Origin of the sequence: Hymenobacter defluvii (assembly GCF_017589435.1) — a bacterium.
Lineage (GTDB): Bacteria > Bacteroidota > Bacteroidia > Cytophagales > Hymenobacteraceae > Hymenobacter > Hymenobacter profundi.
The window spans coordinates 25,661-52,269 of record NZ_JAGETX010000007.1 but is presented as its reverse complement, the minus strand read 5'-3'; the positions used below and the strand labels follow the sequence as shown (position 1 = coordinate 52,269).

The following is a 26,609-nucleotide window of genomic DNA, read 5'->3' as shown; positions in this document are numbered from 1 at the left end:
TATTGGCTTTAAATCAACTTATTATCCTTGTTTTTATATTATGTTAAACAGAATTGTAGTGCCATATCGTACTGCTTTTGTTTAATGAGACCTATTGTTTCCTACCTCTCCGAAACCCGTAGCGAGTAGGCTTGTTGCTTACTTTCACCCGGCACCGGCTGCTCGTATTTTTTCCTTATGACCACAGACTACTTCGAGTTTTATCATCTTCCCGAAAGCTTCCGTCCCAACGAGGCTGATATTAAGCGTCAGTACTACGCGCTCAGCCGCGAGTATCACCCCGATTTTCACGCCACAGCCCCACCCGAGCGTCAACAGGAGATCCTGCGCCTGGCTACTCTTAATACCAACGCCTACCGTACCCTCTCCGACCCTGATGCACGCATGGCGTACATTTTAGGCCGCTATGGCCTGCTAGAAGAGGGAAAACAAGAGCTTCCACCAGATTTTTTGATGGAAGTGATGGAGCTAAATGAACAGCTGATGGAGCTGGAATTTGACCCGGACCAAGCGGTAGTAGCGCGCGTAGAAAATGAGGTTAATGAATTGAGCGACACCTTAGAAGCTGGTATCGAACCTGTACTAGTTGGGTACGAACAGCTACCCACCGATACCCGCCCGCAAGCCCTACAGCAAATCCGCACATATTATTTGAAACGGCGCTACCTATTGCGTATTCGAGAAAGTCTTGCTAAGTTTGCCACCCGTTCGTGAGTTACCGACCCGAACGGTTGTTCAGAAGCCCAGATGGCGGAATCGGTAGACGCGTTGGTCTCAAACACCAATACCGCAAGGTGTGCCGGTTCGACCCCGGCTCTGGGTACTAGGAGAAAAAGCCGGGGCGCAGCAGTGAAACTGCTGCGCCCCGGCTTTTTCTATTATTAAGAACTCCCTACTTCCACTTCTATCAGCCGAGAGTAACTGCAACTGAATTAGCGTACAGTGCAGAAAAGCTCCGTGCTATTTTCGTGGGTTCAAGATGAAGGATTTCATCATTTCCAGTAGGAGCGAATCGGCGGCGTTTAGTCCGGGCGCTTTCAAGTTTAGTGCGTCTGGCTCTACGTAGCCTTGCAACTGGGCAAATTCCTCTGGCGACACAGTATTGAAAGCCATCGTCCATTGGCTGAAATTACGCTGCATAATCTCCTTATCAGCGAGCTTTACCACGTTTTGGTGCCGTGGGTCATTGATCAGCTTTGCATATAGCAGCACCAAGTCATTCTCGGCACCTTCAATGATTTGCATAAACTGATTGTCGCCGTAGATCAGGGCGCCGGTGATATCTTTTGCTTCGTTAGCGGCGCGGGCCTGTAGCAGCAATTCCCGCAGCTGTTCCTCACTCATGGGCTCTACGCCCCGGCTCATATAAATTATCTGGTGCATGCAGATGCTGTGTTGGTGTACGTCGAAAGATAAAGCCCTTTCCCGATACCAAGTAGCTTGCTGCTTTATGAGCGTCTCGCTAAATACGTTTGCGCCTCTTGTAGACTACTGAATGTGGGTGGTGTTTGTGTAACGGGCGCCATCTCCTCCAGAAGTAACTGCACTGCTGCGTCTTCTCCCGATAGGTAGACCGTAGAGAGCTGATTAGGGCGCATTACGTTGCTCGGGTACCATTGCTCCTGCATCCAGCGTTGTTCGTCTAGCGTTAGCGCCTTCATATTGCGCGCGTCGCACAGGATACGCTGCCAGCCCCGATCTACCAGAAAGCCTCCCAGATACTCCAGCAAATTCCGCAAATCGTTTGAACGACGTGGTCGCGCATGATAACGCACCAAAGCGTATCCATCGGAATGCGCAGCAATAATACCAGCTGTGTTTTCAAAAACGATGGGCAGAGCAACAATAGACATAGATAAGTACAAAAATCTGGTGTAGCTCGTCAATGCAAATACATCGCCATTTCTTTGTATTATACCAATATCATTCCATTAACAGGGTGTATAATAACAGAATATAGGTAGGATATATCATTTAACTTATTTGTGTAGAGGATATTATCGATACTGAACTATTTTCCCAACAAAAGACAAGTTATCTACCATTTCCCTAAAGAAAATGAACTACTATGTTTTGTTAAAAGCCTTCTGAGAGAAGCTAATGTAGCTGTACTAAGTTCGCTTCGGTGGTGCATAATGTATAGTTACAACAAACAAAAAAGTCCTGCCGCCAATGGCGGCAGGACTTTATAGGACATCTTGGGAGCTTAGTCAGATTTTATACAGTAGATTCGCAATTGCAGCGGATGGCTGTTATTGCGGAATGTACTGCCCTTGTTGCAGCCCCGTGCGTGCCGATTGCGCAGTGATATAGGAAGAAGGTACGGACGGTACTGGTGAAGAGGACGCTGGTTTCAGGCGCGTAGCGTGGCTATCAGGGCAGTAGAACCGCCGGCATCATCGTCGGTTACCAGGAGTAGCTCGTAGTGTCCGTGCGCAATACGCCGTCGCACCGCTACGCCTTCTACTTTGCGTAGGTAGGGCTGCCCGTTGGGCTGCACCAGCGGCACCCACGTGGGGCTTTTGCCGGGTTCGGCCATGCCTACCAGGCTTCCCAGCACGGCGCCATCGGCTACGGGGTCGAGCGTGTCTTCCACCGAAGCCGTCACGAATAAGCGGCCATCGTACCAGGTAGCGCCGGACAGCCCCGCCGTGTGCTCACCTACCATAGGTAGCGCCAATACCTGCTGGCGGATGGTAGGCGGCTGCGCAGTGCGGAGGCGGATGAAATCCAGCGTCGGCTCCAACGGCATCCGGAATACCAAATTCTGCGCCCCTACCCCAATGCCTCGCTGAAACAACCACAACTCCGTGGCAGTGGCCGCCGCAGCTTCCACGTTTAGGCTGATGCCCGCCGGCAGTTGTGCCCGCAGCAGCTTATACAATGGCCCCAGCGCCAACGGGTACACCGTAGCCGAACCATGCAACAACGGCACCCAGAAGCCTATTTCGCGGGTAGGCGCGCTGCCCGATCCAAACGTGAGCAAGACGGTTTCACCGCTGGGCAGGGTTAAGGCAGTCAGGCATTCCAGGTCGGGCTTTTTGGCTTTGGGAATGCGGCCAGTACTGAAATGCGCCGTTTCGAATAGAGTGGTAGGACGGCCAGCTTCCAACGACGCAGCATCCAGCATATACAGGAAAGGACTATCGTCGCCTACTATATATATACTGTCCCCTATCAGCTCTACCCCCGACGCTGAGGGCAGATCCGGCAATACAAGTTCGCGGAGGATGATGGCTTGCATAAAGTCGCTAGGGGAAAATCGGTATGAGGCGGGACACGAAATATGGTGTCCCTCATTGCCGATGTCGTTCAACGGTCACTAATTCAATCGTTCAACAAGAAGACAAAAAATATGATGTCTCTACATCGTATTCCATATACCGCTCAAAGAATCATCTCGGCATGTTCTGATAAGCGGAGTCGAAACCTGCTTTCCATCGCCACTCCCCTACCCCATCGCCAACACTAATCCTTGGTAATGGTGAACTCTACACGACGGTTGAGGCGACGGGTTTCTTCGCGGGCATTGCTGGCGCGAGGCTTGGCGCCGCCGTAGCCCACAGTGGCAATGCGGTTGGCAGCCACGCCTCGGCTCACGAGGTAGCGCCTCACCTCCTGCACGCGCTCCAGAGAGAGCTGCACGTTCAGCTGGGGATTACCCACGTTGTCGGTGTGACCTTCCAGCTGAATGCTGACGGCGGGGTTATCGACCAAAGTGCGGGCCAGGCGGTTCAGTTCTTCGTAGGAAGCGGGCAGCAGGTCGTATTTGCCTTGGGAGAAAATCAGGGTAGGCAGCTCCAGCTTGGAGCCCACAGCGGCGGGCACCAGCAGCAGGTCGCGGCGCATGGAGCCGGCCACGGTTACGGTATCAGAGGCTGTGAGGAAACCAGTGCTGGTAGCCGTGAGGCGGTATTGGCCGGGCGGCAGCGAAAACTGGTAAAAGCCCGTGCCCGCGTCGGTGCGGCCGGTGGCGTTGAAGATAATGTCGGAGCCCAGGCGCACGGCCTTCACTTCAGCTGGCACGGCCTGACTGGTTTTGGTATTCAATACCTTACCAGTGAGCATGATGCGGGCCGCCACGGGTCTGGCCGTGGTATCGGGTGCGGGTGGCTCCTGCGTTACCCCGGTGATGGTACGGAACAAGTCGGCGGGAGCATCGGGCTTAGGTGCCGAGGCAAAGAAGGCGTGCTTACCGTCGCCAGATACCGATAGGTAGGCATCGAACCCTACCCCGTTGATTGAGCCGCCCAGATTGCGCGGCACGCTCCACGAGTTCCAGCTTAGCGTATCCAGGCGGGTGCTGGCGAAGATATCGGCTCCGCCAAAGCCGGCGTGGCCATAGGAGGAGAAATACAGTGTTTTGCCGTCGGGCGACATCCAGGGCGCGAAGTCGAAGCCCGGCGAGTTGATGACGCTACCCAGGGTTTGTGGCTCGCTCCAAGTGCCATCGGATAGGGAGTAGCTCACGTACAGGTCGTTGCTACCCTGCGTGTCGCTGCGCTCAATGGAGAGCAGCAGCACTTTTTCGTCGGGCGTCATAAAGAACGTATTCGACGGACTCACGGAGTAGTAGTTGCGAATGGGCAGCGGTTCGGGCAGCGCATTTCTACCCTTGGCGCCCGGCACGACCCTTGACACGCCTTCGTCGCGGAAGGAGTCGCGGTTATAGGTGCCGCGCAGCAGCAGGGCTTTGCCATCCTCCAGCACCGACATCACGCCGTTGTTCTGGGCCGTGTTCAGCCCTTCAACGCGCGACGCGGGGCCCCAGGTTTCGCCGTTGTCGGCGGAAGTACTCACCCAAATATCGCCCGACTCGGTGTTTCCTTCCGTGTTGCCAGCATATTTGGTGCGGGCCAGGTAAAGGCGCTTGCCATCAGGGGTAGGGACGGGTTGCAGCTCGTTGGCGGGTGTATTGAGAGCCGGCAGGGGCCGCACGGGGCCGAAACCGGGCGCCGTTACGTCAATATTGAGTCGCAGCTTGAACAAGCGCCACTGCTGAGTAGCGCGGTTTTGGGGCGCCTGCCCTACCACCGGCGTCGCGTTGAAGCGGTCGGCACCGGCTAAAGCAGCGCATTTGTCGTTGCCGCGGTTGATGAGCTGCAAGGTGCCTACCGGCCCGGTAGGCACCAGGGCCCACTGCTGGTAGAAGCTGCCCGTCCAGGGACGCTGCACAATGGGCGCATTTTCGTCGGGGCGCTCCAGGGTTAGGCACATCGTGCTGTTGCGCGACTCGATGCGGTAGTATTGGCTGCCGGCCATCACGGGCACAAAGCGCCACTGCTGGCTCCGGGCCTGGTTGAACTCCCACTGCACGGCGGCAGCCCCGGCTTCGGCGGAGGAGTTGGCAATATCGAGGCTGCGGCCGCTACTGCGGGCTATAATACCATACCAGGCGCCTTCTTCAGGCATGATGCCCGCCGTTTGCGCCCATCCAGATTGACCAACCCCTATCACCAACAACAGCAGCCACAGGCCGCGAACTAGCATTGAATTCATGTGTGCACAACAGATGAAATGGCCTGCAAGTTAGCCCAAATCTGCAGCCGGGCGCTGTCAACAATTCATTCTGTGGATAAGGAAGATAATAACTACTCTTGCTTAAATGCCGAAACGCCGCCCGTTACCAGTAGGCAACGGGCGGCGTTTCGGCTTTGCTAGTAACTCGCGCGCAGGCAGCGAGCAGCAGCGTTACTTGGCGTTGTTGATGTACTTGAACCGCACAAACCGGTCGTTTTCGTAAATGGCTGCGAAGTGGCCGCCAGCGGTATTCTGAACCTCTTTTTTGGGTTCAATTGCCCGGCTGGGTGTAGCAGGAGCGGGCACTGCAGGGTAAGAACCAGGAGCCAGTGTTGGAACATGGCAAATAAAGGAGAGGATTTTTGATGCCATAGAGGTGTTTGTTAAATGAGGCTGTATAAAAGAAAGGGTCTGATGTCGTCCGCAGTAATGATTCAAATATAATTATCTTCTTATTTAGTAGAATGATAAAAAGAGCTATTTTTTCTTGGCTAAATTAAAAATACCTAGTATCCCGTAGGCCTTCCTCCGTACTGGCACGGAGGAAAATCAGTACATAGTAAATTTGGCACGAACTATAACAAGCCGTGTACCTATTTCCCTTTGTTCTAACTGGATAGATCTTACAAGCTTTTTAGAGCCTATAGCTCAAGCGTAAGAAAATTTCTGGCAGCCCACTACGAGTTTATATTTCCTTCGTTGCAGTCTCCCAGAAAAAGACTAGCCCCACCTGCTAGTGCTGTACCTTCAACTATTTAATAAGTACAAATACTGACCCCTACCAGCCCTATTGCGCTGTAGTGCCCTATCATGCCCACAGATTAATCAAGGAATCAGCTTGTGCCGCAGGGCATACTGAATCAAACCTACCACCGATTTGGAGTTCGTCTTGACCAAGATGTTCTTCCGGTGCGTTTCCACCGTTCGCTCGCTGATGAAGAGTGTTTCGGCAATCAGGTTGTTGGAGTATTCGCGGGCAATCAGGCGCAGAATCTCGTGCTCCCGCGCCGTTAGGTTTACGGGAGTGGTGCCTACCGTGGCGGAGTGTTGCAGGATCGTGTTGCCTATCTCCTGGCTGAAAAAGGTACGGCCCGCCGCAATAGTGCGAATGGCCGTGCTCAGTTCTTCGCGGGTCGTGTTCTTCAGTAAATATCCCATGCCGCCGGCATCCAGCACTTCGCGTATCTGGGCGTAGTCGTCGTCCATGCTCAGCACCAGCACGCGTATCTGGGGGTAGTGCGTGCGGAGCGCCTGTGTCAGCTCTACCCCCGACATCTGGGGCATGTTCATGTCAATCACAGCTACCTGTACCTCCGGATGCGTGGGAAGTTGAGCTAACGCCTCTGGCCCGCTGTTCGCCTGCCCCATAACGCAGATATCAGCCTCTGGGTGCAACAGCGTTTTGACGCCCTCCAGCACCAGCGGATGATCATCTACCAGATATACGGAAATACGCTGTTCACTCATTCCAGTCTAACACAATGCCGTGCGGCGGCCTGATTTTACTATACTCTGGTTTCTACGAGAGCAGTGCTACCAAAGGTAATGCGAAATTATATATAGAAATATGATGCTTCTATCGCGTCACCGCAAGCACCAGTTCTACAACGCAGCCGGTACCGCCAAACCGCTTTCTATAACTGAAAAAAGCCGCTTCTTCAGATGAAGAAGCGGCTTTTTTCAGTTAGTAGCGAGTGGCTATTTCACTCCGTACTTGGTCACGAACTTGTTGCTCAGGTACGTCTGCTTATTGTCGCGGTTGAACTCGCGGCCGTCGATGTAGGCGTGGGTCAGGTCGTTGGTTCGCATATCGAGCAGGTCGCCACGGCTTACTATCAGGGTAGCACTTTTGCCGGCTTCCAGGGAGCCGTAGTCCTTGTCGAGACCCAGGATTTGGGCAGGGCTCAGAGTTACGGCCGTGAGGGCCTGCTCTTTGGTGAGACCGAAACCAGCGGCCGTACCGGCTACGAAGGCCAGGTTGCGCGAGCCGGCGGTTTCCATGCTGCCCTCGTAGTCGAGGCAGTAGCGGATGCCGGCTTTTTGCAGGGTAGCGGGCAGTTTGTAGGCTTGGTCGTAGTCGTCGCCGTCGCGCAGGGGTAGGGCGTGGATGCGGGAGAGTACCACGGCCACGTCGTTCTGCTTCAGGAAGTCGAGCATCATCCAGGCGTCGCGGGCGCCTACCACCGTTACCTTCTGCACGCCCAAGCGCTTGGCAAAGCGCACAGCTTCCAGAATTTCCTTGCCATTATCGGCGTGGATGTAGAGCGTTTTGGAACCATCGAACAACCCGCCCAGCGAGGCCAGCCGCAGGTTGGTGGCGTGGACAGTAGACAAATACCGGTAAGCCGATGCCTCAGCAAACAGCTGCTCCAACTCGTTGAGGCGCTGCTGACGGGCCTGCTCCCGGCGCTCAGCGGCGCGCGGGTCAACAGTTGCCCCTCCAAAAAAGCGGGGCGGCGCCGAGGTAGGCCATACCAGGTGCTGCCCCTCGTCGGGGCGCACGGCGGCGTCTTCCCAGTTCCAGGCATCCAGTTGCACCACGCTGCTTTGGCCGGAGAGCAGGCCGCCGCGGGGCGTAATCTGGGCCAGCAGCACGCCGTTGGTGCGCACGGTGGGTAGGACGTCGGAGTCGGTATTATAGGCAATCAGGGACCGGACGTTGGGGTTCAGTTCGCCTACCTCCCGCTCGTCCACGGTAGCCCGCACCGATTCGGTTTCCGTCAGGCCTAGCGTGGTATTGGGTAGAATGAGGCCGGGGTAGATTTCCTGGCCTTTCACATCCACCATTTCGGCGCCAGCTGCAGGCGTGTAGCCGCTACGGGCACCGGCGTAGAGGATTCGGCCCTTATCGAAGGCTACCACCGCGTCGGGCACTACCGTGCCGTTGCCCACGTGCAGCGTGCCGCCCGTGAGTACAATGGGCTTGCTCTGGGCAGGAGCCGGCATGGGCACCTGGGCCTGGGCGGCTATTGACAAGAGTAAGCTAATAGCTATTAGCTGTTGGCTTTTAGCTTTTTTCAGCTGGGAAAAGAATGTGGTATATCGTTTCATGATGGTTGTCGTGCTTGTGTGGACCCCACCCCCCGTCCCCCTCCCCTCCGGGAGAGGGGGAGCCTTTACCGAAGCTATTAGCTGATGGTTGTTAGCCGTTAGCTTCATTCAATAGCAAACCCGTTAGGCTCCCCCTCTCCCGGAGGGGAGGGGGCCGGGGGGTGGGGTGTTCGTTTACTGATCCTCTTCCTTCTCCTCGCCCAGCGTGTCGCAGGTGTAGTGGCTGTTGGTGCGGGCAGCTACTTCCTGCGCCGGGGCACCAGACTTGCGGGCGCTCACCATTTTCTGAATAATGCGCAGACGCTCTTTTTGCATCTGGTCGCGTAGTTGCTGGTCTTCTTCCAGGCTGAACATCTGGCGACCGTCTACGAAGGTGCGCTCGGCTTTGGCGTACACGCTCAGCGGGTGCTCGTTCCAGAGCACCACGTCGGCGTCTTTCCCTTCCTTGATGCTGCCCATGTGCGAATCGAGATGCAGCATCTTGGCCGGGTTGATTGTGATGAGGCGCATAGCTTGGTCCTCGCTCAGCCCGCCGTATTTCACGGTTTTGGCGGCTTCCTGGTTGAGGCGGCGGCTCATTTCGGCGTCGTCGGAGTTGATGGCCACGTTCACGCCTACCTTGGTCATGATGGCGGCGTTATAAGGAATAGCGTCGCGCACTTCGTTTTTGTAGGCCCACCAGTCGGAGAAAGTGCCGGCGTTGATGCCGCGGGCCTTCATCTTATCGGCTACCTTGTAGCCTTCCAGAATGTGAGTGAAGGTGTTGATTTTGAAACCCATGCGGTCGGCCACATTCATCATCATGTTGATTTCCGACTGCACGTAGCTGTGGCAGGTGATGTGGCGGTCGTCGCGCAGGATTTCTACCAATGCCTCCAGCTCCAGGTCGCGGCGCGGCGGCTCGGTCTTCGCTTGTTTGCCCTTCGACAGCTTATTATAGGTGGCCCATTCCTTTTCGTATTCCTTGGCGCGGGTGAAGGCATCCACAAACACCTGCTCCACGCCCATGCGCGACTGCGGGAAGCGTAGCACATTCCGCTCGCCGGCGTTGCTCTGCTTCACGTTCTCACCCAACGCAAACTTAATGAAGCCCGGCGCATCCTTGATTTTCAAGTCGTTGGCATCCATACCCCAGCGCATTTTAATAATGGCTGACTGCCCGCCAATGGGATTGGCCGAGCCATGTAGGAGTTGCGAGGCCACCACGCCACCGGCCAGGTCGCGGTAGAGGCCCACGTCCTCGGGGTCGATAACGTCGCCTACCCGCACTTCGCTGGTCACGGCCTGGGTGCCCTCGTTCACGCCCTGCGAAATGGCAATGTGCGAATGTTCGTCGATGATGCCGGGGGTAAGGTGCTTGCCGGTTCCATCTACGGTGCGAGCGCCGCTGGGGGCGCTCAGGTTCTTGCCTACCTTGGCAATCTTGCCGTTTTGCAACAGCACATCGGTATTTTCGAGCTTGCCGGCGGCTTCGCTGGTCCACACGGTAGCATTCTTAATCAGCACGGTTTCCTGCTTCGGAACCTCGGTGCGACCGTAAGAGGCAAACGGGAACGTCAGCTGGCCGATTTCCATGGGTCGGGGCGTGCGGGCAGAGTCGAGGCGGGCAGCTTGGGTGGCGCCTTCCTGGCGGCGGGCGGTCCATTTTACCATGCTGGCGTCAGGCAACTCCGCATCCCCGCGAAATGTGTTACCCTCGGCGGTATAGTAGCCGCTCAAGCGCATGGAGCCGGCGTTTTTGCCTTTGGCGGCAGCGTAGACAATAGTTGCCAAGTCGCCGGTTACCGTCATGGTGCCCTTCACCGTATCGGCCGCGGCACGCACCACTTTCAACTGGGGCGCTTCTGGCTTGCCGCTTACCAACATCTTCACTTCAGGCTGCTGCCCTACCTGCAACGTATACACGCCGCGGTAGTCGTTGGGCACCTCCGTAAGCTGGTACCGCTCGCCCTGCACCCAGTTGTCGAGCATCACGTTGTCGTCGGCGAAGAGGCGGTTGGAGCACACCAGGAAGTTAGCTACCATGCCGGGCTTCAGGCTGCCTACCTGATCCTGCGCTTTGAGTAGGGCGGCGGGGGTGGCCGTGAGGGCCTGGAGCGCCTGTTCCTCGGTGAGGCCGGACTGCATGGCCTTTTTGAGGTTGGGCATGAACTTCTTCTTATCCTTTAGGTCGCTGGCTGACAGGGCGAAGGTGACGCCGGCTTTGGCGAGCATGGCCGCGTTGGCGGGCGCCATTTCCCAGTGCTTGAGGTCTTCCAGGGGCACGCGGGTAGCGTCGTACACGTCGTCTACCTTGTAGGCGTCGGGGTAGTTGAGGGTGAGGATGAGTGAAGCCTTAGTGGCCTTTACTTCGGGTAGGCGCTGGTACTCGTCGCCGGCTCCTTTAATAATGTATTGCACCCCGAACTCGTCGCCTACCCGGTCAGCGCGCAGGGTGTTCAGCTTGTTGCTGGCCTCGAAAATGGCGGGCAGGTTGCGTTGGCCGTTGAAGGCTTGCAGCGACAGGTTTTCCTCGCGGCGCGGATTGCGCTGGTTCCAGTTGGCATCGAGGTAGGTTTGGCGCAGCAGCGCAATGCTACCCATTAGGGACCCAGGGTAGTCCTGGGTGGAGCTGCCTTTGTCGAAGGAGAAACCGGTGGCGGCGCGGTCCACGAGAATCACCTCGTTTTCGCGGCGGTCGGTGTTCAGCGTCACCAAAGAGCCGGTACCGCGAGCGATGCCGTCGGGCTGCAAGGTCATTACTGCCCCGAAGCCCAGCTTACGGTAGGCGTCGGCCTGGTCGGCGTTGACTTTGAACATCTCGGCAGCATTGGTTTCGGGCCGGATGGCCTGGTTCCAATCGTAGGCGCCCTCCTTCTGGCTCTCAAACTGCGGCCCCGCTTCGCGCCTACCCCGGCGCTCGGGCATCTTCACGTCGGGCACACCGTAGCTGGTGAACATGTCTACGAAGCCCGGATAAATGTACTTGCCCTTCAGGTCTTTCACTACCGCGCCCTGCGGAATGGCTACTTTATTACCCACAGCCACTACTCTACCATCGCGGATGACGAGCGTGGCGTCGTCGAGTTTGGTTTTATAATCGGTGTAGATGGTGGCGTGGGTGAAAGCGTAGAGGCCGGAACGTTGGTCGTAGACGCCGTTGCGCGGGTACGTGAGGGGTTGCTGCGCCCAAGCGGGCAGGCCACTGGCGAGCAGGCCCAGCAAACCCAGCATGCGTAATTTTTGGTGCATAGAGTGAATGAAAGAGTGTGGTTTGGAGGAAAAAGAGACTGGTGGGGGTAGGCGCAGAACAGAGCAGTTGTAAGCTACCCAAAGAAACCGGCTCGTCCTATGGGGTTGCGTCAAAAGCAGGAATTCCGGGACTTCGGCTGTCGAATAGGAACCCTACCTCAGCTTTTGCGGTACATTATTCATCGTTCCACCCTATCCCCTACCCCTATGTTTCGCAAAGGCAGTAAAGTCAGCTGGAAATACGGCACCGGCACGGCCACCGGCAAAATTGAAGAAGTGCACAAGGAATCCATCACGCGTAAGCTAAAGGGCAGCGACATTACCCGCAACGGCACCGCCGACAACCCCGCCTACCTCATCACCCAGGAAAACGGCGACCAGGTCCTCAAGCTGAAAAGCGAGGTAGAAGCGGCGAAGTGAATTGTGAATAGCTAAATAAGAAGGTCATTTTGAACGCAATGAGAAATGACAGGCTACTAGAAATGACGTTCTATTAGCAACAAAAAGGCCCCGCGAACATTGGTTCGCGGGGCCTTTTTATACAGCTCCTGCTTTACTTCCCAGCAGCCTCAGCTTCCCGCTCGCGGTTGAGCTTGCTGTTGTGGCGTCCATAGAAGAAGTAGATAACAACACCAATGGCCATCCAGATAATCAGACGCAACCAGGTGTCCCAGGGCAGGTTGAACATCATGTAGCCGCAGATCAGGATACCCATGCCGGGTACCAGCGGCACCCACGGCGTGCGGAACGGCCGGTGCAGGTTGGGGTCGCGGCGGCGCAGAGCAATGATGCCACCGCATACAATCACGAAGGCCAGCAGCGTACCAATGCTTACCAGCTCGCCCAGCAAACCTACGGGTAGGATACCGGCCACAATGGCGCATACAACACCCGTGAAGATGGTCGTGACGTAGGGCGTCTGAAATTTAGGGTGCACTTTGCCAAAGATGGGCGGCAGCAGGCCGTCGCGCGACATGGCGAAGAAGATGCGGGGCTGCCCCATGAGCATCACGAGTACCACCGAAGCCAGGCCGGCAATAGCACCCAAGCCAGTGAAGTAATACAGCCAGCCCAGCGAAGGACCCGCAGCTTGCAACGCTACCAGCACTGGATCGGGCACGTTCAGGTTTTTGTACGAGGTAAGACCTGTGAGTACCAGCGACATTAATACGTAGAGCAGCGTGCAAATACCCAGCGAAAGCAGCATGCCAATGGGCATGTCGCGCTGTGGGTTTTTAGCCTCCTGAGCGGCCGTACTCACCGCGTCAAATCCAATGTAAGAGAAGAATACGACAGCTGCGCCGCGCACAATACCTTCCCAACCGTAGCGCGAGCCACCACCGGGCAGATTCTCTACGGGCGGAATAAATGGGCTCCAGTTAGCCGCATTCACATATTTGAAGCCGAAGGCAATTACCAACAACACAATGGCCACCTTCACAAACACGATGATGTTGTTGAAGCGAGCCGACTCCTGAATACCAACGACCAGCAGCATTGTCATGGCGCCTATAAGGAGTACCGCCGGCAGGTTGATAACAGCACCCGTAGTGCTGAAATGCGCGCCGTCGTAGGCGATAGGAGCCTGCGAAATGGCAGCGGGCACGTGCACACCGGCTTTTTCCAGAATACTCACTAGGTTACCGCTCCAGCCCACGGCCACCGTAGCCGCGCCGAAGAGGTATTCCAGAATCAGGTCCCAGCCAATGATCCAGGCAACGAACTCACCCAGCGTAGCATAGCCGTAGGTGTAGGCCGAGCCGGCAATCGGAATCATGGAGGCGAATTCGGCGTAGCACAAGCCCGCAAACAGGCAGCCCAGGCCCGCAATAATAAAGGAGATGACAATGGCCGGACCAGCTGCGTTGGCAGCCGCCGTTCCCGTCAGCACGAAAATGCCGGCGCCGATGATGGCCCCGATGCCCAGCATGGTGAGGTTGGTAGCCGTTAGGGTTCGCTTGAGGCCGCCGCCCTCGCCCTCGTCGGCTTCGTGCATCAGCTTGTCGAGGGACTTTTTGGCGAAAATATCTGCCATAGAAGAGAAGGGAGAAAAGAGAATGAAAAGTGTAAAAGGTGCGCTTACAAAGCTGCGAAATCAGTTCAGATGGCCCGAATATAGCTTTTATCTGGTTAATGCGAGTGTAGCGGCAACGCACTAAAACTTTTCTTCGCCCCCGTTAAACCTCGCTTTTGGAGCGCTGTCCAACGGCCAGTAATCACCCAAAAACAACGTAATAGTTGCTTTCGACCATGAAAAAATCACTCATTCTGTTTGCTGCTTTTGTCTTTACCATGGGCGCCGCTTCGGCTCAGACCACTACCCAAAATGAAACGGGACAAATGCACCGCCCCATGCGCGGCCAGGGTATGCGCAACATGACGCCCGAGCAGCGTGCCGACCAGCAAGCCCAGCGCCTCACCAAGCAGCTCAGCCTCTCGGCCGACCAGACTACGAAAGTGAAATCCCTGGCCTTGGCCCAACAGCAGGAGCGGCAAACCATGCGCACCCAGGCCAGCGCCGACCGTCAGGCCATGATGCAGAACATGAAAGCCTCCCGCGACAAGTACGAGGAGCAGCTGAAAGGCATCCTGACCAGCGACCAGTACACCAAGTACACCCAAATGCGCGATGAGCGCATGGACAAGATGCAAGGCAAATTGCAGGACCGCAAAGGCAAAAAAGGCAAGATGAAGGCCAGCACGAACGGCTAGTCGTAGCCTCTTAATTTCTATTTTAACGGCCCGCTTGTGCAAACAAGCGGGCCGTTTTGCGTGGTTTCCGCAGTGGTTTTACCAGGTATTTTACTACCGGCCAGCCGTGGCAAATGCCGCTTTTCTGACGGATGCACGGCTCGACAGCTGAGCATGACGTTGTCTGTGGCAAATGCCCTGCCCTCTATTACAGAGCTACACGGCATTGCATAACCGCCTTATTTTTTATCCGGTTGATGACCAATACATTACGCCTCAATTTTTTAACCCTTCCTTTCCCTAACCTCCCGGCGCACGTTGCGTTTGCTTATATTTGAGAATATGCGTCGGCGGGCCTGGCCGGTCGATGCCGCGTCCGGACCAGCTTACCGCGCGGCGTCGCATTCACTATATGCTTCCCTCATGAGTCCCCTGCCTAGTAGTCAGTCTGTTCAGATTCAGCAGTTTTATGATAAAGGACTGGCCCATGCCAGCTACGCTATCCGGTGCGGCCGTTACGTGGCGCTCATCGACCCTAGCCGCGACCCACAACCCTACTATGATTTCGCCGACGAGCACGATGCTACCATCGAGGCCGTCATCGAAACCCACCCCCACGCCGATTTCGTTAGCTCCCACCTGGAAATAGCCGAGGAAACCGGCGCTACCATCTACTGTAGCAAGCTCACGAAAGCCGCCTATCCTCACCAGAATTTCGACGATGGCGACCGGCTGACGCTGGGCACCGTGGAGTTGCACGCCCTCAGCACTCCTGGCCACTCCCCCGACAGCATTTCGGTGCTGCTCATTGATGATTTGGGCCAGACCCGTGCCGTATTCACCGGTGACACCTTGTTTGTGGGCGACGTGGGCCGCCCCGACCTACGCGAAAGTGAGGCCGTGGGCGGCCATCAGCGCGAGCACCTGGCCGTGCAGCTCTACCACAGCCTCCACGACAAACTCCTGACCCTACCCCCCGCTACCAAGGTATACCCCGCCCACGGGCCTGGCTCGCTGTGCGGCAAAACCACTAGCACCGAGCTAGACAGCACTATTGGCAAGGAGGCGCGCTCCAACTACGCCCTTCAGCCCATGACGGAACCGGAGTTTGTGCGGGTGTTGCTAGAAGATCAACCCTTTGTGCCCAAGTATTTTGGGTACGATGTGCTCCTGAACAAGCAGGGCGCTTCTTCTTTCGAAAACAGCGTGCGGTGTGTGCCGCGTCTGCAAGCCGATGAGCCTCTAGAGCCCGGCGTGCTCATTATTGATACGCGACCAGCAGAGCAGTTCAAGGCGGGCCACTTATCCTCAGCCATCAACTTACAGGATGGGGGCAAGTTTGAAACCTGGCTGGGCTCGGTGGTAGGCCCCGATGAGCCGTTCTACCTCATTGCCGACACGCGTATTGCCCTGGACACCGTTATCCGTAAAACGGCCAAAATTGGCTACGAAACAAACATCAAGGGTGCACTGCTTACCCCGCCCATTCTGCCGGCCGTGAGCCTGCAAGTGGATGTGGAGGATGTGCGACAACATCCCGAGGAGTTTACGATAGTGGACATTCGCAACCGCTCCGAAGCTCAACAGGCCCTGTTTCCGGAGGCACTGCTGATTCCTCTACCCGAGTTGCGCGAGCGAGCTGGCGAAATCCCACGCGACAAGTCAGTGCTGGTGCATTGCGCCGGTGGCTACCGCTCGGCGGCGGGCGCCAGCATTTTGGTGCCGCTACTTCCCGGTACGGCTGTGTATGATTTGGGCGAAGCTGTACAGGAGTTTCAGTAGGAGCGTCTGACACCCGCTACTGCTGCTAGATGTTGAGCCCTATACTTCATCTAGCATTCCTTACCCCCTAGATTCCCTGCGCCCGTCTCGTAATAACGACGGGCGCCTGCAACACGCCCCTATATGAAGGTTCTGCATACCGCCGACTGGCATTTGGGTCAGCGTTTCGTGGGTGGCCACGAGCGCACGGAGGAGCACCGTCACTTTCTGGAGTGGCTGGTGCAGACCGTGCGCGAGCAGCAGGTAGAAGTGCTGGTGATGGCCGGCGACGTATTTGATACGGGTTCCCCTTCCAACCAGGCGCTGGAGCTGTATTACTCCTTCCTGCTGCAAATGCGCGACACCGGCTGCCGCGATGTGGTGCTGGTGGGCGGCAACCACGACTCGCCGGCTACCCTGAATGCCCCCGCCCGCCTGCTGCGCCACTTGCGCGTGCACGTAATTGGCTGCGTGCCTGATTGTTTCGACGACCAGGTACTGGTGATTGACAATGCGCAGGGTCGCCCTGGCCTGGTGATATGCGCCGTGCCTTTCCTGCGCGACCGAGATGTGCGCCTATCGGTGCCGGGCGAAAGCGCCGAGGAGCGCGAGGCCCGCATCAAGCAAGGCATTGCCGACCACTACGCCCGCTTGGCCGAGTTGGAAACTGTGTGGCAGTTGAAAGCTGCTGGCCTACCTGTGCTAGCTACGGGCCACCTCTACGCCGCTGGCGGCTCCCCTTCCGATTCGGAACGCACCATTCATGTGGGCAACCTGGGGCAGGTAACGGCCGAGCATTTCCCTACCGTCTTTGATTATGTGGCCCTAGGGCACTTGCACCGCCCACAGCGCGTGGGCGGGCGGGAGCACATCCGGTATTCGGGGGCGCCCATTGCGCTGTCGTTTTCCGAAATCGACTATCCTAAGGAGGTTGTTTTGTTGGAGTTCACCCCAGATGGCCTCACCATCAACTCCCTACCCGTACCGGGTGTGCGCCGGCTGGTGCGCTTCCACGGAAACCTCGACGAAGTCCTCACCCAACTCACCACCTACGACAACACCGACTACCCCCTACCCGCCTGGGCCGACGTGGAGATTCGCTCCGAGTTGAGCCAGTTGGAGGTAGCCGAGCAGTTGCTGAAGGTGATAGAAGCCCTGGACCGAGGGCAGCTACAAGTGCTGAACCGACGCCATTTTCGCGTGGCGGCCCCGCGCCTCTTGGGTCAGGAAGAGGAACCCCTCACCCGCAGCCTACACGATTTCACGGAGCGCGAAGTGTTTGTGCAGCGCCTGGAAGCGGAGCCAGAAGAAGACCGGCCGGAGTTGCTGCGCACGTTTGATGAGTTGTTGGAAGGAATGTAGTACGCGGCCTATTCTACTGCTGGCCGTATTTTCTACCCTGCTCAGGCTTGAATGAAATCGTGTCTTTCTTGCTTCTCCACAACCTTCGGGAAAGGTAGGCGGTACTACTTTCTGTAGTTGACACGCCCATACAGTGCAACCTAACTACTCACCTACTACTCCCACTTATGGCTACCGACTCTAAAGCTGGCTCTACTACCCTACCCACTACCATCGTATTAGCCGGCTCTACCGGTTCGCTTGGTTTACTGATTGCCCACCACCTTCGCCAGCGAGGCGCTACAGTACGGGCCCTGGTGCGCCCTAACAGCAGTGCGTCGGCCGAGGCAGAGTCGTTGCGCTTGCAGGGTGCTGAGGTGGTAGAGACTGATTACAGCAGCGTGGCCGACCTCACGCAAGCCTGCCATGGGGCCGATTGTGTGGTGTCGGCGTTGTCGGGGTTGCGGCCGGTGATTGTGGATGCCCAAACGCGCCTGCTCAATGCCGCTGCGGCTGCTGGTGTACCGCGCTTCATCCCCTCCGACTATTCCGCCGATTTCACCCGCTTGCCCGAAGGCTCGAACCGCAACTTCGACCTGCGCCGGGAGTTTCAGCAGCGGCTTGATCAGGCACCTATTCAGGCCACGTCCATCTTCAACGGCATGTTCATGGACCTGTTCACCGGACAGGCGCCGCTCATTCAGCCAACCATACGCCGCATTGTGTACTGGGGTAGCGCCGACCAGCCACTGGAGTCTACCACCATGGTCGACACGGCTGCCTACACCGCTGCCGCCGCTCTCGACCCCACCACGCCCCGCTACTTGCGCATCGCCGGCGACGTCACCACCGTGCGCGACCTGCAAGCCATTGCCAGCGAGGTAATGGGTCAGCCCTTTAAGCTGCTACGGGTAGGCGGCCTGGGCGTCTTAGAAACGATGATCAAGGTGACGAAAACGCTTATGCCAGCCGAGAACGAGGTATTCCCACCGTGGCAGGGCATGCAGTACATGCACAACATGCTCTCGGGTCAAGTCAGCCTACCCACACTGGACAACGACCGATACCCCGACCTGCATTGGACGAAGGTGCAGGATGTACTGCCAAAAAGGGGGTAGGCGTTACTGTTGACTCTCTGGATATTAAACCAAAGAGCGTTGTTTCTTCCATTGGTCGAAATAACGCTCTTTTTGCTTGGTGCTATTTGCTTGCAAGCTCAGCTATAAGCGGGTGTGAATAAGAGATATCCGATGAGTATAATTTTATATTAATCACTTCACTAGTAGTAGGTAGTAAATTCACAACGCCCTGGCACAGGCGCTTGCTGGTATACCTGCAAAGGCCCGTTTGCGTAGGTAGAGGGCAACTACCTACCATCCTGCTCCTCGCTAATGGATATACCGCCTCACGAAAACACCCCCCACTGGAAGCAGCGCGCCTACCGCATCATCTTCGAATCGGACACGCCGGCCGGCCAGACGTTTGATGCAGTGCTGCTTGTGGCCATTGTGCTGAGCGTGCTCACAGTGATGCTGGAAAGCGTGAGTCAGATTGCGGCGCAATACGGGTCTTTGTTGCGGGCAGTGGAGTGGGCTTTCACGGGGTTGTTTCTGCTAGAGTACATCATCCGGCTGGTGGTGGTACGCCGGCCACTAGCTTATGCACTAAGCTTGCTGGGCATTATCGATTTGCTGGCTGTTCTGCCTACGCTGGCTTCTCTGGTGATGCTAGGCAGCCACTATCTCGTAGTAATTCGAACACTGCGGCTGCTGCGCGTCTTTCGCGTTTTTAAGCTGGGCCGCTTTGTGGGAGAAGGCGAATTTATCTTGAACGCGCTTAAAGCCAGCCGTTTCAAAATTCTTGTTTTCCTGACGGCGGTTCTCACGCTAGTTATTGTGATTGGCACCTTCATGTATGTAGTGGAAGGTGGCCAGAACGGCTTTACCAGCATTCCCAAAAGCATCTACTGGGCCATCGTAACGCTGACCACCGTTGGCTACGGTGACATTTCGCCGGGTACCATACTGGGCCAAACCATGGCCTCTATCTTGATGATTCTGGGCTACGCCATTATTGCTGTTCCCACCGGTATTGTATCGGCTCAAATGGCTCGCCCTACCTCCGATGCGCCTACCTTCAAGCAGGCGACTTGCCACATATGCCAAGCTGGGGACCACCGCGACGACGCCGAGTTTTGCTGGAATTGCGGGGAGAAGCTGTAGAGGCTGCTATATTCTACACTGCATCTAGTACAACACTGGGCTTAGCCTGCTGCCAACCAGGGCTGTATTACCTTTTTAAATTCTTCGCCGCTGAATTTGAACTTGATACTAGTACTGCCTGCTAGAATACGCGTTGTGTAGGTAGTGGACCAAAGAAACGTTTGCTCCTCAAGCGACCCAATACACGACCAGGGAATGAGCAGTGGAGGGTGGCCTATATGAAAAAGAAACACAACGGACAGTGATAAGCCAGACGCCGATGCGGCTGCTTTGATTACGCCGTTGTACCTGGCTAAGCCTAGTTTCGCATGGTGCAGTCGAAACTGCGGCTCTATCATATCTTCCGGCGCAACCTCGAATTGTGTAGACAGTTGGTGCCAGCCAAAAAAGGAGATAAGCTTACAAACCACGCACCAAAAGCCAATAAACACGGCTATGAACGCCGGGATAAGTAGGGGCGATAACGAAGTATGCATGTACTAAATAACTACAATTCGCTGCGCATATCACTTACGCACGCCTACTTCTCAAGTATCAAAAGGTGACTCTGCGCCTTGTCTCACCATGCAGTTTCTTTTAGCGCAGTAACTTCGTGGTCCGCCCTGGTGTTTACTCCGCATGAAAATTCTCCGCGTCCGCTTTTTCAATCTCAACTCCCTGCGCGGGGAGCATTTTGTTGATTTCAGCCACGCCCCTCTGGCCGATGCGGGGCTGTTTGCCATCACGGGCCCTACCGGCGCCGGCAAAACCACCATCCTCGATGCCATTACGCTGGCCCTCTACGGCCAGGTGCCGCGCCACGAGGGTAGCGGCCCCGAGCAGGTGATGAGCCACGGCACGGGCGAGAGCTGGGCCGAGGTGGAGTTTCAGGTGAGCGGCAAAACCTACCGCTCGAAGTGGGGGCAGTACCGCGCCCGCCGCAAGCCCGGTGGCAACCTCCAGGACCCCAAAATGGAGCTGAGCGAGCAACCCGAAACGCCTACCCCCGAGGCGCCCGATAAATGGCCGATTCTGGAAAGCTACAAGTCGCGGGTGCCGGTGCGCGTGGCCGAGCTGAGCGGGCTGGAATACCGGCAGTTTCTGCGCTCCGTGCTGCTGGCTCAAGGCGACTTCACCCGGTTTCTGAAGTCGAGCCCCGGCGAGCGGGCCCAACTGTTGGAGAAGATTACTGACACGCGCAAGTACTCCGATATTTCGGTGGCGGCGTTCCAACGGGCCAAGGAAGAAGCCCAACGGGTAGAGCAATTGCGGGCGGGTCTGGCGGGCGTGACGCTGCTGTCGGCAGAAGAGGTAGGGGCGCTGGAAGCCGAAGCGCAGGAACTAACCACTCAGCTCGAAACCGCTACTGCCACCCAGGAGCAGCTGCGCGAGGCGCGGCAGTGGCACCAAAGGCTGCACGACCTGCGTCAACGTCAGCACACCACCCAGCAACGCCAGCAGCAACTTGTTGCCCAGGCCGAAACGCTGGCCCCATTGCGGCAGCGTTTGGCACTGCATCAGCAGGCCGCACCTTTCGCCACCGATTATGCCTTGCTCCGCCAAGCCGAGCAGCAGCTAGGCAGGCTACGCACCGAGGTAGGCCAGCTGCAAGAGCAACTACCGCAGCTGCAAGAGCGCCGTGCCACCGCCGAAGCCACGCTGCACACCGCCCACGAGGTCCATACGCAGGCCGCTGCCACTCAGGCGGAACAGGAGCCGAAGCTGCGCGCCACCGAATTGCTCGACCATCAGCTAGCCGACCAGCAACATCAACTAGAGAAGGGCAAGCAGGAATACCAAGGCTTCAACCTTCAATGGAAAGAGCAGAAAAACACGGCTACCCTGGCCGCCGCGCAGGTGCATCAGCAGGAGCAGCAGGCCCGCACATTGCGCGAGTGGCTTACGCGTCACACCGTCCTCAGCAGCGCATCGGAAGCCCTGGCGCCTTTGAGTGGCTACCTCCAGGATTGGCAGCACAACCGTACTGAGCTTACAGGGCTGAGTGAGTTGATTCGGGAGCGCCAGCGCCAACTGACCGCCGCCACCAGCACCGAGACCAACAGCACCCAGTTACTTGCCGAAACCAACACCCAACTCACTACCCTGGCCCAGCGGCACGCCACCGCCGCTACCGCCCGCACCGATTGGCGCCACCAGCTAACGCACCACGTAGCCCGCTTGCATCGCGAAGCCGCCACGTTGGATGCCAGCTTGCAGGACTTGCGTCGCCTCATGCACGCGCATCAGCTTATTCTGACCCATGAGGAAGCTCGTCGGCACCTTATAGCCGGCGAGGCGTGCCCGCTGTGTGGAGCCGTGGAGCACCCCTATGCCACCGGCGTACTGGGCGTGAGCGAAGACTCTGTGCAGCGCGACCGGGAACGGGAGCAAGCCTTGGAGAAGCAAACAGTAGCCTTGAAAGGGCGCATCAACCGGCTAGTGGGCATCAGCGGATTGCTGGAAAACGGCGCTCCTTTAAGTGAGCCCGAAACGGCAGTGGTGCGGTGGTTGTCAGAAGAGGAAGAAACGACTATACCGGCCACCGTGCGCGCCTTAGCTAAGGAGCTGAGTGATACGGAACAATTGCAGCAGCAGGCCCAACTCATTCAGGCCAAAGCCCAGGCAGACCAACACAACGCCCAACAGCAGCAACAGCAGCTTCGGACAGAGTTGGAACGCCTGACCACGCGCTTGCAGGATGCGCGCGAACAGGAGCCTTTGATGAAGGAGAACATCACGAGCTTAATCCGGTCGTTTGGGCTGGAATTTTCGGGTGAGAACGGCGCGGCGCTGGTGCGAAACCTGGAAACTGCCGGTGCCGATTTCCGTCGCAAGCAGTTGGAAGCCGAGCAGCTGGAACGCAAGCTGGACCTGGAAAACGAACGCGCCACCACTGCTGAGAAAGAGCGCACACGGCTGCAATTGGAACTGGATCAGCGCCGCGAGGCCCTGGCGCAGCAGCACCAGGCAATTGTGCAGCGCCAGCAGCAGCGCCACGAGCTGCTACCCAATACCACCAGCGTAGCCGACGCCCGTCGCCAGTTGGAAACGGCCGTGCGCACCGCCGACCAGCGCCGCCAGCAGGCGGAGCAGCAACTACAACAGCATACTACCACGCTCACCATCGCCACCGATAAGCTGCGCCAGCGAGAGCAAGATGTTGCACAGCAGCAGCAAGTGCAAGCTGAACGCTACGCTACCCTGTCGGAGGCGCTGGGCGCGGCTAGCCTCGCGCCTGACCCCGCCATCCTCCCTACCCTGCTCCTACCCGATGCGGAGGTAGACAACCTGCAAAGCCAGCTCCGCCGCCACGAGCAAGACGCCATCCTAGCCGAGCAGACGCTACGCGAAACTGCCGAGCAGCTTCAACAAGAGGAAGCCCGCGCCCTCACGCCGGAGCTGCCGGAGGTCATTACGCAGCAACTAACTGACAACACCCAGCAACTTGCTACTCTCAACCAGCAGCTTGGCCAGCGCCAACAGCGCCTCGCCGACCACCGCGCCGGGGTAGCCAAGCACGCTTCGTTGGTGGTGGAAATTGAGAAGCAGCAGCAAGAAGCGCGGCGCTGGCGCCAGCTCACGGACCTCATCGGCTCGGCTGATGGTAAGAAGTTCAGCGAATTTGCCCAAGGCCTGACCCTAGCCCGCTTGGTAGACTTGGCCAACCGCCACCTGCACCGCTTCTCGGACCGCTACCGCATCAGCCGCAACCCGCAGGAGCACCTCGACCTGCTCATCACCGACCACTATCAGGCCGACAACGTGCGCTCCATGAACTCGCTATCAGGCGGGGAGAGTTTCCTGGTGAGTCTGGCGCTGGCCCTGGGCCTCTCGGAGCTGGCCGGCCGCAAAACGCAAATCGACACGCTCTTCATCGACGAAGGCTTCGGCACCCTCGACCCCGACACGCTCGACGTGGCCCTATCGGCTCTCGAAACCTTGCAGGGCACCGGCAAAACCATCGGTATCATTTCCCACGTGGAGGCGCTAAAGGAACGCGTGAGCACGCAAATTAACGTACGCAAGGGCGCTGGCGGCGTGAGTACGTTGCGAGTTATTGGGTTTGGGGAAGAGCAGTAGCGCCGATTTCCAGCGCGGCGCTACTGCCCGGCTGCCCGTATCTCTGCCCACGTCCAGTAGCGGCGCGGCTCTATGGTGGCGTAACCCTGCTGAAAAAACGACACGACTTCACGCTCTATTTCTTCTGATGCGATAGACGATTGGTACAGAGGCCGCTGGTCGGGGTCGGCGTAGCGCTGGGCCTTGGTGAGGCCTTTGCCAGAGAGGCGCAGCAGCGGACCGGTATCGGTAATGCCGTCGTGAGTCCAGCGGCGGGTGGTTTGTTCCAGCGCATTCAGACGATTAGCCAGCGCATCGAGCTGCAGCCGGGGTAGCGTGGGGCGCGATTCCAGATCAATCCACGTGGTGTATTTGTACTCAAATTCATACCGCTGATTATCATAGAGGCTCAGCACCATATCGAAACCTGCCGTGGGGCCGAACAGCGCGTAGTAAGGTAGCGGCTCCGGTGTGCGCACCACCATCAGCCCAATTTCGGAGTAGGGCGTGAGGCTGGTAGCAGGGCTTTGCATGATGGCTGCGGCTTGCTGCACCCGTTCGTATTCCGGCAGCCACACGGCGCGTTCGGACGTTGGGTTTTCCAGCACCGCGGCAAAGCGCGGCAGGAACCACGCAAACTTTTCGGCCGAAGCCTCATCCTCCCGCCGTCGCCGGGCGGGCGCCCCAAACGGCTCGTAGAATCGTGCCTTTTCCTCGGCATTCAGCCAGCAAACCAGTTGCAGGGCATGGTTGGCCTGCGGGTCGTGCCAATCAATTTCGCGGAAGTCGCCGAGGGTAGCCACTAGGCGCAATAGGTGCTCGTGGCGCAGCGCTAGTTCGGGGTGCAGCAGACTCCACACGCCCACAAATCCGTCTACGTCGAAGTGGTTGGCCGACACGGCTTGCGCTTCCAGTCCAGGCATGGCGGGCTGGTGCAGGGCACGCAGCACCGAGCCGGCGCTGGTATCGTCGCGCAACGGTGTAGGGGTAACGGCTCCGCGCCAGTGCGCCAACGTGAGGGCAGCGCCCAAGCCGGTGCTATCTACCAGGATGGTAGGCTGCTGGCGTAGCTGGGCAAATGGAACGAAGTAGCGGGCAGAAGTCATGATGGTAAAGGTAGCAGCCTGCCTGCTTCCTGCCCGACGGCAAGAATATCGGACGCCACCTGAACCATACATAGTTCTATTTAAAACCTTACAATTAAAATTGCTTTATTTATACTTACTACGCCGGTTGGAAATCCGTTCTACGCGGTTGTTCCGAATCCAGCCCAGATACTTCTGCAACTCCTCTGCTTCCCGTAGAGCCTCGATGGTCCCGTACTGCCGGGCCAGGGTTTTGTTGGGTAGCAAAAGGTGCACCGTGCTGTGACACGGCTGGCATAAGTCAGCCACAGGTCCATACTTACCACCTTCTTCCCGCGGCACCAAGTGGTGGCGCGTTACCTGCCTTACCCGCCGCAAGCACAGCGCACACTGCGGCTCTTCCGGCACAGATTTAGCAAATACCTCTTTCCGACGGCGTGCCATATTCTACTTAGCTGCTTGGGTAGTATCTTTTATGGTCACTGTATAATAATTCATATATATTGCAAAATTCATAAATATAAACAGTCTATTTTTCCAGAATATTTTATATTTAGCTGATTCTTTTGAAATATGTTAATCCAAAATTTTCAACTCATTGCAATTGCTTCCATAAGACACTAGGCAAGCAGTTCGGCCAGTAGAATAACCCCAAAACCTAGCTTTTTACTCCTCACATTTCATCTTTTGCGTATGCCCACTTCTACTTCCTCTTTATCTGGTTTGACCACACTGCTACGAGCAGCCGGTTTCGCGCTGACCCTGCTTCTGTTAAGCTCCACTGCCTCTCACGCGCAAACCTGGCTGGTATCGACGGACTCGTACGTGAAGTTGGGTGTGGTGGATAAGTTTGGTCAGTTGGGGGCGTACACCGCTAAGTTTGTGGTGACCAACCAATCGACCGGCAAAAGCTATATGCTGGAAAAGCAGATACCAGCGGGGCAAAAAGGCGTAGACGTTATCTTCCCCTCGGAGCCTTCCGAGGCCGACTATTTCAAGTCGGACCGCAACGAGGCAGGCACGGCTGCGCCCGGCCGCTACGTGTGGGAGTGCCAGGTGAGCGGCAAAAAGGTAGTAGGGGGTTTCTTCGAGTTTGAAAAAGCCGGCAACGACGTAACGGTTGTTGAGAAGCGGAAGTAGAAGCCTTTTTGTCGGCGCCTGCGTATGCGGAGTAGTTCATTTCCTCTCCAACTCCGCAACCATTTTTCTCATGCCGAAGAAGTCTTTTTCCGAGTTAATCAACAGCCCTGGCATGCCGGTGCTGGTCGATTTTTACGCCGATTGGTGCGGCCCGTGCAAAACCATGGCGCCCATTCTGCAACAGGTAGCCCAGCAGCACCAGGGCAAGCTGCGCGTCATCAAGATTGACGTAGACCGCAACCAGGCGGTGGCCCAACAGTTTCGAGTACAGAGCATTCCTACCCTTATTCTGTTTCAGAATGGGCAGCCCGTGTGGCGGCAGGCGGGCGTGGTGCCCGCGCCGCAGCTCAATCAGGCGTTGCAGGGCTTTGTCAATCGTTGAAGTAGCTTTGTTGGTGCGCAATTCCTAACCGACAAACTATCCGACGAGGTTGGGCGTTGGAGTAGGCGGCATTTGCCCGCACTTTTCTACCATTCGCCCCGAAACCCTTCGTCTGTTGTTTGCACGCTGTACCCTTCTAGTAGTCAG

General features: G+C 57.1%; 21 protein-coding genes and 1 tRNA gene. 11 read left to right on the top strand and 11 right to left on the bottom strand.

Annotated features, from left to right (window positions below; genetic code table 11):
• The first annotated feature begins 177 nt into the window (after nt 1–177).
• Both J4D97_RS13510 and J4D97_RS13505 read left to right on the top strand, forming a co-directional pair.
• A complete protein-coding gene (locus tag J4D97_RS13510) occupies nt 178–714 on the top strand; it encodes an iron-sulfur cluster co-chaperone HscB C-terminal domain-containing protein (RefSeq protein ID WP_185282811.1) in 537 nt (178 codons plus the stop codon).
• A 27-nt stretch (nt 715–741) separates the two neighbouring features.
• A tRNA-Leu gene (locus tag J4D97_RS13505) sits at nt 742–823 on the top strand.
• A gap of 137 nt (nt 824–960) precedes the next feature.
• Here J4D97_RS13505 and J4D97_RS13500 read toward each other — a convergent pair.
• From J4D97_RS13500 to J4D97_RS13465, 8 genes are all read right to left on the bottom strand, one after another.
• Nucleotides 961–1,383 carry a BLUF domain-containing protein gene (locus J4D97_RS13500; protein WP_185282810.1) on the bottom strand — a complete coding sequence of 141 codons (423 nt, stop codon included), beginning with the start codon at nt 1,381–1,383 and terminating at the stop codon, nt 961–963.
• Nucleotides 1,384–1,448: 65 nt separating this feature from the next.
• Nucleotides 1,449–1,853 carry a hypothetical protein gene (locus tag J4D97_RS13495; protein WP_185282809.1) on the bottom strand — a complete coding sequence of 135 codons (405 nt, stop codon included), beginning with the start codon at nt 1,851–1,853 and terminating at the stop codon, nt 1,449–1,451.
• Between the two features lie 500 nt (nt 1,854–2,353).
• Nucleotides 2,354–3,244, bottom strand: a complete 891-nt coding sequence (locus J4D97_RS13490; protein WP_208308012.1) for a DUF6929 family protein — start codon at nt 3,242–3,244, stop codon at nt 2,354–2,356.
• A 224-nt stretch (nt 3,245–3,468) separates the two neighbouring features.
• Complete coding sequence (locus tag J4D97_RS13485; protein WP_208308011.1) at nt 3,469–5,499, bottom strand: RICIN domain-containing protein; 2,031 nt, start codon at nt 5,497–5,499, stop codon at nt 3,469–3,471.
• 192 nt (nt 5,500–5,691) lie between these two features.
• A complete protein-coding gene (locus tag J4D97_RS13480) occupies nt 5,692–5,892 on the bottom strand; it encodes a hypothetical protein (RefSeq protein ID WP_208308010.1) in 201 nt (66 codons plus the stop codon).
• Nucleotides 5,893–6,345: 453 nt separating this feature from the next.
• Nucleotides 6,346–6,987 carry a response regulator transcription factor gene (locus J4D97_RS13475; protein ID WP_208308009.1) on the bottom strand — a complete coding sequence of 214 codons (642 nt, stop codon included), beginning with the start codon at nt 6,985–6,987 and terminating at the stop codon, nt 6,346–6,348.
• 231 nt (nt 6,988–7,218) lie between these two features.
• Complete coding sequence (locus tag J4D97_RS13470) at nt 7,219–8,571, bottom strand: amidohydrolase family protein (protein WP_208308008.1); 1,353 nt, start codon at nt 8,569–8,571, stop codon at nt 7,219–7,221.
• A gap of 174 nt (nt 8,572–8,745) precedes the next feature.
• A complete protein-coding gene (locus tag J4D97_RS13465) occupies nt 8,746–11,802 on the bottom strand; it encodes an amidohydrolase family protein (RefSeq protein WP_243900308.1) in 3,057 nt (1,018 codons plus the stop codon).
• A gap of 207 nt (nt 11,803–12,009) precedes the next feature.
• Here J4D97_RS13465 and J4D97_RS13460 point away from each other — a divergent pair, with 207 nt between their 5' ends.
• Complete coding sequence (locus tag J4D97_RS13460) at nt 12,010–12,222, top strand: DUF2945 domain-containing protein (protein WP_208308007.1); 213 nt, start codon at nt 12,010–12,012, stop codon at nt 12,220–12,222.
• A gap of 133 nt (nt 12,223–12,355) precedes the next feature.
• Here J4D97_RS13460 and J4D97_RS13455 read toward each other — a convergent pair whose 3' ends face one another.
• Entirely contained in the window at nt 12,356–13,837 is a 1,482-nt protein-coding gene (locus J4D97_RS13455) for an amino acid permease (RefSeq protein WP_185282803.1), read from the bottom strand.
• Nucleotides 13,838–14,052: 215 nt separating this feature from the next.
• On the opposite strand from J4D97_RS13455, the gene J4D97_RS13450 reads away from it, so the two are divergent.
• From J4D97_RS13450 to J4D97_RS13425, 6 genes are all read left to right on the top strand, one after another.
• Nucleotides 14,053–14,514, top strand: coding sequence for a hypothetical protein (locus J4D97_RS13450; protein ID WP_208308006.1), 462 nt, complete (start codon nt 14,053–14,055; stop codon nt 14,512–14,514).
• 402 nt (nt 14,515–14,916) lie between these two features.
• Nucleotides 14,917–16,275 carry an MBL fold metallo-hydrolase gene (locus J4D97_RS13445; protein ID WP_208308005.1) on the top strand — a complete coding sequence of 453 codons (1,359 nt, stop codon included), beginning with the start codon at nt 14,917–14,919 and terminating at the stop codon, nt 16,273–16,275.
• Between the two features lie 123 nt (nt 16,276–16,398).
• Nucleotides 16,399–17,616: an exonuclease subunit SbcD gene (gene sbcD, locus J4D97_RS13440; protein WP_208308004.1), complete on the top strand. Its 1,218-nt coding sequence runs from the start codon at nt 16,399–16,401 to the stop codon at nt 17,614–17,616.
• Nucleotides 17,617–17,783: 167 nt separating this feature from the next.
• On the top strand, nt 17,784–18,713 hold the full coding sequence (locus J4D97_RS13435) for an NmrA family NAD(P)-binding protein (RefSeq protein WP_208308003.1): 930 nt from the start codon (nt 17,784–17,786) through the stop codon (nt 18,711–18,713).
• 273 nt (nt 18,714–18,986) lie between these two features.
• Entirely contained in the window at nt 18,987–19,817 is an 831-nt protein-coding gene (locus J4D97_RS13430) for an ion transporter (RefSeq protein WP_208308002.1), read from the top strand.
• Between the two features lie 618 nt (nt 19,818–20,435).
• A complete protein-coding gene (locus J4D97_RS13425) occupies nt 20,436–23,876 on the top strand; it encodes an AAA family ATPase (RefSeq protein ID WP_208308001.1) in 3,441 nt (1,146 codons plus the stop codon).
• A 20-nt stretch (nt 23,877–23,896) separates the two neighbouring features.
• Here J4D97_RS13425 and J4D97_RS13420 read toward each other — a convergent pair whose 3' ends face one another.
• A complete protein-coding gene (locus tag J4D97_RS13420) occupies nt 23,897–24,961 on the bottom strand; it encodes a DUF6687 family protein (protein ID WP_208308000.1) in 1,065 nt (354 codons plus the stop codon).
• 105 nt (nt 24,962–25,066) lie between these two features.
• Nucleotides 25,067–25,384, bottom strand: a complete 318-nt coding sequence (locus J4D97_RS13415; protein ID WP_208307999.1) for an HNH endonuclease — start codon at nt 25,382–25,384, stop codon at nt 25,067–25,069.
• Between the two features lie 249 nt (nt 25,385–25,633).
• Here J4D97_RS13415 and J4D97_RS13410 point away from each other — a divergent pair, with 249 nt between their 5' ends.
• Both J4D97_RS13410 and trxA read left to right on the top strand, forming a co-directional pair.
• A complete protein-coding gene (locus tag J4D97_RS13410; protein WP_185282795.1) occupies nt 25,634–26,080 on the top strand; it encodes a hypothetical protein in 447 nt (148 codons plus the stop codon).
• 70 nt (nt 26,081–26,150) lie between these two features.
• Nucleotides 26,151–26,462, top strand: a complete 312-nt coding sequence (trxA, locus tag J4D97_RS13405) for a thioredoxin (RefSeq protein WP_185282794.1) — start codon at nt 26,151–26,153, stop codon at nt 26,460–26,462.
• Nucleotides 26,463–26,609: the final 147 nt, after the last annotated feature.